This window comes from Plantactinospora solaniradicis (genome assembly GCF_042658085.1).
GTDB classification, from domain to species: Bacteria; Actinomycetota; Actinomycetes; order Mycobacteriales; family Micromonosporaceae; genus Plantactinospora; species Plantactinospora solaniradicis.
In genome coordinates, this window is the sequence record NZ_JBHSPR010000081.1 from 1 (window position 1) to 7,615 (window position 7,615).

Annotated in this window: 6 protein-coding genes and 1 pseudogene; 2 read left to right on the top strand and 5 right to left on the bottom strand. The window is 65.3% G+C overall.

The annotated features are described in order from the left end of the window. On the bottom strand, window positions 1-2,615 hold a 2,615-nt coding region (locus ACFP2T_RS43165; protein ID WP_377432834.1), incomplete at its 3' end, for a trypsin-like peptidase domain-containing protein. 16 nt (window positions 2,616-2,631) lie between these two features. After that, window positions 2,632-2,955, bottom strand: coding sequence for a CU044_2847 family protein (locus tag ACFP2T_RS43170; RefSeq protein WP_377432836.1), 324 nt, complete (start codon window positions 2,953-2,955; stop codon window positions 2,632-2,634). A gap of 177 nt (window positions 2,956-3,132) precedes the next feature. Between ACFP2T_RS43170 and ACFP2T_RS43175 the strand changes: the two genes are divergently transcribed. Next, a complete protein-coding gene (locus ACFP2T_RS43175) occupies window positions 3,133-3,387 on the top strand; it encodes an integrase (protein WP_377432838.1) in 255 nt (84 codons plus the stop codon). A gap of 60 nt (window positions 3,388-3,447) precedes the next feature. Next, window positions 3,448-4,292: pseudogene (locus ACFP2T_RS43180) on the top strand (IS630 family transposase); the annotation flags it as partial. A gap of 26 nt (window positions 4,293-4,318) precedes the next feature. Here the strand turns inward: ACFP2T_RS43180 and ACFP2T_RS43185 are convergent. The 3 genes from ACFP2T_RS43185 to ACFP2T_RS43195 all read right to left on the bottom strand — a co-directional run. Further along, on the bottom strand, window positions 4,319-5,389 hold the full coding sequence (locus ACFP2T_RS43185; protein WP_377432839.1) for an integrase core domain-containing protein: 1,071 nt from the start codon (window positions 5,387-5,389) through the stop codon (window positions 4,319-4,321). A 17-nt stretch (window positions 5,390-5,406) separates the two neighbouring features. Then, window positions 5,407-5,718, bottom strand: a complete 312-nt coding sequence (locus tag ACFP2T_RS43190; RefSeq protein WP_377432840.1) for a hypothetical protein — start codon at window positions 5,716-5,718, stop codon at window positions 5,407-5,409. A gap of 576 nt (window positions 5,719-6,294) precedes the next feature. After that, window positions 6,295-7,615 (bottom strand): polymorphic toxin-type HINT domain-containing protein (locus tag ACFP2T_RS43195; RefSeq protein ID WP_377432841.1); only part of this gene is annotated, 1,321 nt, incomplete at its 5' end.

Consider the following 7,615-nt stretch of genomic DNA (forward strand, 5'->3'; position numbering starts at 1 on the left):
GTGTGACCTTCCAGCGAACGTTCGTGCTGCCCGGTAGCCACATCCCACAGCCGCACCGTCCCATCAGCACATGCGGAGGCGAGCAGGCTCCGCCCACCCACCGACACACCACACACCCCGTTCACCGAGCCGCGGTGACCTTCCAGAGTCCGTTCGTGCTGCCCGGTAGCCACATCCCACAGCCGCACCGTCCCATCAGCACATGCGGAGGCGAGCAGGCTCCGCCCACCCACCGACACACCACACACCCCGTTCACCGAGCCGGCACGAGCTTTTAGAGTCTGTTCGTGCTGCCCGGTAACCGGATCCCACAGCCGCACGGTTCCATCGCCTGAGGCGGAAGCGAGCAGGCTCCGCCCACTCACCGACACACCACACACCCCATACAAACGGCCCGTGTGACCTTCGAGGATGGCGTATTCCGCGCGAGGCTTGGTCGCGGCCCACCGGGCGCGGTAGCGGATCGAATGCCGGCCAGGGCTCACCGGTGCCAGGTGTTCCAGCGCGGCAGTGATGCTGAATAGTTCAGCGCGCTGCCCAGGCGCGGCGTCAGCGGCTGAAGGGGTGAGGCGGAGCAGCCGGGCGCGGTCACGGCCAAGCGCGGTCACGGCGTGGTCAGCGACGGAAAGCAGGCGGGGCACGTCGGCTTGGAGGACGTAGGCGTCGTCGGTCAACAGCTGGTCAACGATTCCGGCGCCACTGGCGTGGATCGGGAGGGCGCGCAACAGGTAGGGGTGCACGTCGACCCAACCGTGATGCTGGCCGTGGGTAATCAGCGCCGTGGTGATGGCGCGCTGCCTTGCCCTCCGGTCCGGGGTGTCCTGAAGGGTGTCGTTGAGCGCTTGGTGGAACAGTCGGTAGGTCGGCTCGTCGCCGGTGGTGCTGGCGTCGATCAGGAAGTTTGCGGCCGATCCGGTGGCGAATGCAGCAAGGTCGGCCGGCGCGACCTGCACACCGGTGCCGCCGAGAGCGGTCTGCCACAGGTGCAGCGGCATGCCGGGCGCCTGCGCGTAGGCCAATGTCGTCATCGCGGCATCCACCCATGCCAGGCCGGCATCAGTCAGCCGAGCCAGGTAGTCGCGCAGCGCGGCGCCGACATCGGGCGGAAAGTGCAACCTGTCCGGGTCGACCGGGCGTAGGTCGTGCAGCCCGTGGCGGCGGGCGACGAGACCTGCGACCAGGAAATTCCCTTGGGCCAGCTCGGCGATCCGATCGGCGACCGGCCGGGCTCGCGCGGCGTCGTTATACGGGTTGCCCGAACGTTCCTGACCGCGTAGCTGCAGTGTGGCCAGCGCATACGCGACAAGGTCGGCACGGTCGAAGTACCTCGGCTCGTCGAGATCGATCAGGTCGACACCGTCGCCAAAGACATCGAGTAACCGCCCCCCGTGGTCATACCGGCGGGTCCCGACCAACACCTGTGCGCCGACCTCGGCGCAGGTGCGGGCTACGGGCAGGATCAGTTCGGTGATGACCGCGCGGGCCTCGGCCGGGGTGAACGCTTCGTCGAGAGCGTCCAAAACCACCGTAAACCGGCGCCTCGGCCGGGCCGCCAGCCACCGATACAACGCCGGCGCGACCTCGTCCGGGCGCTGCGGCAGCCGTAACGCCGCCGCGCGGGCGATCTCGTTCGCAGCGTCCATGACGGTCTTGCCTTTAAGGTGCACGGCGCAGGCGATCGCCCCGACGGGCGCAGCGACCTGCCCATCGTCGGGCACCTGCTGCCGATACCGGGCATCAGCCGTGGTCACCAGCCGGCCGAGTACCGCCGACTTCCCACTACCGGGAGAGCCGGTGACCAACAGAGGACGCCCGGCCCCCGGCGGGACGGCCAGCCACATCACGATTTCCGACAGCGCAGCACGCCGGCCCTGGAACCGGAATCCACGTTCGTCGCCCTGTATCACTCCACGGCCACGCGGATCCCAGTGCGCCGCAGCGTCATGGTCATCGGTGAGCGTCCAGCCCCACGCGGCGTGGGCCACCTCGTCGGCGTCGTCGACCCGCCATCCGGCCAGCACCGCCAGCTTCGCCTCCGGCAGGGCGAGATCCGCCCGGTGCAGCGTGACCGCGTCCGCATCACCCCGGTGGGGGCCACCGACCTGGACCTGCCCGACCAGCCCCACCACCGCCCGGTAACGCTGCGACCACAGGCCCGTGCCGCTGAACCCCTGCTCCACTCCATACCGCGACTCGGTGTTCAACCGTACACAGCCGTCGGCAAGCACCTCCCCTACCCTGCCGTCTGCGGCGTTGCCGCGGGGAAACCCCTTCGGGAATCCAAACGCCCACCACCTGTCGCCCAACAGGTTCGCCGGCTCTGGACACAGCAACGGAGCAGGCGGCACCCGGACCGGCTCGACCAAATCCAATACCGCCACGTCGGCCTCCGGCGTCGCCTCGCTCACCCGCGCCACCCGCACCCGCAGCGTCGGCACCACGCCCGCCTTGCGGAACGCCACTTCCAGACCAGCGGGCGCAGCCCGATGCCGAGCGACAACGTGGTCACAGGTGAGGACCCGCCACTCGTCGACCAACACGCCGGACCCGATCACCGCCGGCTCCGGGCCCGGCCCGTACACCGTCGCCGTCCAAACGTCGTGCGGATGGCTCACCCCAGCCGCATCCCGGTCAGTCACACTCGGCGCCGACCCCAGTCCCCCCGCCGGGTCCCCAGGACAACTTCACCCCAAAATTCCCCTCCGTCGCCGCCTTTGCGACCAGCCAGTTCGCCGTCCCTGTGACCTTGATCCCGAACGTCACCTCCACACCCTCAGGACCAAGCGCCCTGACCTGCTCCAACACCGTCCGAGCGGCCGCCACAGCCGGCTCGACCGCCTCCCGTACCCGAACCGCCACCTCTTCAACGCCGGCTGGCGTGAAGCCCTCCACCGGCTCGAACTCGAACTGAACCTCGACCTCGTCATCAACTCGATACGTCACAACCTGCGACATTAAGATCACCAATCCGTGAGGAGGGTGGCGTAAGACTACCCAAATCAGCCCAGCGAACCGACAGCCAACAAGCCACACTCAACCAACCGGAACGAACCATCAACCCGCTCCGAACCATCGACGACGCTGCCCGACAGAATGCGGATGCCGACCCCGAAACCTTGTAACCTTCGGAGGGTGCACGGGGAACTGCTCACCCTCGGGGTCACGGTCGCCGCCTCCACGGTCTGGGAGATCGAGACCATCACGCTGACCGGCACCAGGTTGTACATCCTCGCCGTAATCGAGCACGCCAGCCGCCGCGTCCGCGTCCTCGGCGCGACCGCGCACCCGACCGCCGCGTGGGTGACCCAGACTGCCCGCAACCTCGTCATGGACCTCGAGGACGCGGGATGCCAGGTGAAGTACTTCATCCGGGATCGGGACGGCTAGTGTCCCGAGTCGTTAGTTCGCTGTTAGGTTGTCTGGGTGGGTGATGGTCGTGGTCCGAAGCTGGTCTTGTTGGAGCTGACCGCTGAGGAGCGGGAGGCGTTGCGGGGTTTGGCTCGGCGGCCGAAGACGGCGCAGGCGTTGGCGGTGCGGGCGCGGATCGTCCTCGCCTGCGCGGAGGGCTTGTCCAACAGTGAGGTGTCGCGCCAGCTTGGCGTGTCGCTGCCGACGGTCGGCAAGTGGCGTAAGCGGTTCTTGGCTGACCGGGTGGACGGGCTGCGGGACGAGCCGCGTCCGGGTGCGCCGCGGAAGGTCGGTGACGCCCAGGTCGAGGCCGTGATCACGAAGACGCTTGAGGAGTCGCCGGCCAACCAGGACAGTCACTGGTCGACCCGGTCGATGGCGAGTGCGGTGGGGCTGAGCCAGACGGCGGTTTCGCGGATCTGGCGGGCGTTCGGGCTCAAGCCTCACCTGGTCCAAAGTTGGAAGCTGTCGACCGATCCGCTGTTCATTGACAAAGTCCGTGACATCGTGGGGCTGTATCTGGACCCGCCGGAGGCTGCCATGGTCCTGGCGGTGGACGAGAAATCGCAGATGCAGGCCCTCGATCGAACCACGCCGATGTTGCCGATGATGCCTGGCGTGCCGGGTCGGGTGACGCACGACTACGTCCGGCATGGCACCACCAGCTTGTTCGCCGCCCTCGATGTGGCGACCGGCAGAGTGATCGGACAGACCCAGCGCAAGCATCGGCACCAGGAGTTCCTGCGTTTCCTGCGCACCGTGGACGCCGCGACCCTGCCGGACCTGGACCTGCACCTGGTCCTGACAACTACGCCACCCACAAGACGCCCGCCATCCGGCAGTGGTTGGTGAAGCATCCCCGGTTTCACCTGCACTTCACCCCGTGTACCGTTCGTAAACCCGGTTCTGGCTACGCTGCCTGCAAGTATTCGCTGATCATGCCGTGGAGGATCTTCCGTCGGTGTACCCGGATCGTGGCCAGGTCGGCCACCGGTGGAGGTGGTTCCTCGCGGTTCGGTGGGCGTTGGGCTCGGCCCTGATGGGGTCGATGGTCGTTGTAGTGCGTGACGTACTCGTCCAACACGACCTGCAGGTGCCGCGGGTTGTAGATCAGCATCCGGTCCAGGCACTCCCGACGTACCGTGCCTACCCACCGTTCGGCGTGGGCGTTGGCTCGCGGTGCGCCGGACGGGCTGCGCAGGACTTCAATCCCTTCAGCGGTGAAGACACCGTCGAACATGGCGGTGTACTTGGTGTCCCGGTCCCGGATCAGGAACTTGAACTGGGACCCTCGGTCCCCGAGGTCCATCATGAGGTTGCGGGCCAGCTGGGTCACCCACGCCCCGGTCGGGTTTCTGGTCGCGCCGAGGATGTGTACCCGCCGGGTCCCGATCTCGATCAGGAACAGTACGTAGACGCGGGTCAGGCCGATCATGTCGACGTGCAGGAAGTCGCAGGCGAGGATCCCCTTGGCCTGGGCGGCCAGGAACTGGGTCCAGGTCGGCCCGCTGCGCCGCGGTGCGGGATCCAGCCCGGCCCGTGTGAGGATCTTCCATACGGTGCTGGCTGCGATCCGGTAGCCGAGGCCGCCCAGTTCGCCCTGGATCCGCCGGCAGCCCCAGGTCGGGTTCTCCTGGGCCAGCCGCAGCACCAGCCTGCGCACCTGCGCTGAAGTTGATGGACGGCCCGGACGTCTCGGGTAGGTCCACCTTCGTGCCACCAGGTCGCGGTGCCACCGCAATAGGGTGGCCGGGGTGACGAAGAAACTCGCCCACCGCGGTCGGGGCAGCAGACGCGACAACACCGACAACACCGCCCGGTCCGCTGGCTCGAGATCCGGACGGCTGACCTGCCGACGCAGGACCGCAACCTGGTGACGCAGCACAAGGATCTCGACCTCGTTCGACCGATCGCCGCGCAACGCAAGCACGATCAACTGCGTGATCTGACACAGGAACAGGTACCCACACGACAGGATCATGGACGTCAGCATGGCCATCAACACACGCCCGACATCACACAAAACCGCACTTCACGGGCCATGACCGAGTTTCCGAACGGTACAGGGTGTTCTGGACGACGTTTCAGCTCGACGACCTGGTAGGCGGTGACGCTCTGGGCGTTGAGCGACTTCAGTCGCTTGAGCGCCTGATCGCGCTTCAGCTTCATCTGCGTGTCTGCCCGGTCGCCCTCGTCAAGGAGTCCGGGAGTGAGGTGCCATGGCTCGACATGGGGACGAAGCACCTCGTGGACCGCCGGGAGCACATCGAGGGCGAGGTTGTCGAGGTCCTTCCCCTGCTGCGGAGGCATCACCAATTTGCTGGATCACCTCTGCTATATGTCAATAAATCGGCGCTGCTCATTCCATCTAAGTGGCACCCTCAGATCGGGTGACTCTTGTCGAACCTCTACACACAATTCCACAGATTCACCAACTTCGGACAAGTTAACGGAGAATGCCCGGTCTGGATACTGCTGATGCAATCGGCAGTCCCAAGTCTCGACCAAGATCTGAGCTAGTTCCAGGTAGGCCTCTGAGACCATATCTCGCGGCTCCCGCCAGCGGCGGAATAGCTGAGCGACCTCAAAGGTGTTATAGCTATCCACCGCCTCGCGCCAGGTAAGACTGGGCCATGCCGGATGGCCGTCCGCAAGAGGGACCTTAAGACGGCTGGATATATCTTCCTCATCGTGACCGTCCAAGGCGAGAAAGACGGCACCGTGCAATTCCACCAGTCGCGGCCAAAACAGCCAGGCATAACTCAAAGCTTGGAATATGTCTCCCGTGCGAGAGAAATATGATACTGGATCGTCGGAGTCGACCTCAGGAAACGCTTCACGAAGTATGGCAGCCGCCCTCGAATCCGATTTCATCGACATTCCTCCCTAGTAAGGGTAACCAATCGGACGGTTTTTACCTGCAGCTGTAATTCCCCTGCCGCCGCCCGTCGGGTAGTAGATCGGAGGCTCAACTCCTGAATGTATTCTTCCTGTACCACGGAACCTCGGCCCTTTAACCCATCCACCCGGAGCCCTATCATTTGCAATCCAGGTTTGGTATTGAATCACACGGTCATTCTCATCCCTCAAAAATACAGTATGGTCGCCGATCGCGTTCGGGTCGGGTTGGAGGTCCTCAGCGCGCTTTCGCTTGCCTGGACCCGGCACACCACAACCACCGTTGGAATTGTGCACGAGGACCGGCCCGGTGCCAGCCACCACATAATACGTGTGGATGCCAGCGACGGTGAGATTATAGGCCATACCCCGAGTCGTCGTTTGGGAGAGTAGCCCCTCGACGGCTACGCGGGCCCCACTGGGGCTCAGGAGCAGGTCGCCGCGGTCGAGTTGTTGGGCGTCCTGCCATTGCTGGTCAGTGTGGTTCCAGAATGGGTGGTCTTCGGTCGTGGTGAGTGTGGTGCCGTCGGCCAGTTTGAGGTCGACGAGTTGGTCTTCATGGATCCACAGGTAAGTGATTGCACGGGGGCCTTGTTCGCCGGTTTCGGGATCGGTTGCGAGGACCTCGTCTCCGACTCTCAGTTCTGAAATGCGTTTGTGGGAGCCATCGGCCATCTGGACGGGTGTCTCGCCGGCGAAGCTTCGGAGACCGCATGCGCCAGGCCGCGCACCCCTGCCTCCGGGCAAGCCACCGGAACCGATCCTGCCCGACTCTGCTTCTATCGCTTCTTCTAGATTTTCGAAGTACACCAGGTCGCGCCAGTCGGCGCGCAGCGCTCGTTCGAATTCGTCACTGCACTCGATCTCGGTGCCAAATAGTGGATTGCATTTATCGAGGATGATCATGGCGATTTCGCCGGGGTCGACGCCGTTCTTAAGCCGGCGGTCCTTCCCGACGAGGCGGGCGAGGTCGACGAGGTCTGGTCCGCCCTTGGGCAGTGGGTATCCGCGGATGGTTGGTGGGCGCGGTGTTGGGGGGTTGTAGGTGGGTGTGTCGTTGGGTAGTCGTCCTCCGCCGACCGCGCCTCCGCCTTCGCCTCCGGGTCCGTTGCCTTTGCCGGGGTTCTTGTCGCTGCCGTCGTGGTTGCAGTCAGTGTAATCGCAGTCCTTGAGGCCGCTGGGGTCGGCGAAGTTGATCGGGTTGTTGTGGCCGTAGGCGTAGCCGTGCCATTGCTGCGGGTCGGTCAGGGGCGCCGTTGCGTTGCGGCATCGGAAACGCGTCGGGCTCGTGCCGGAGGGGCGGTCAGAT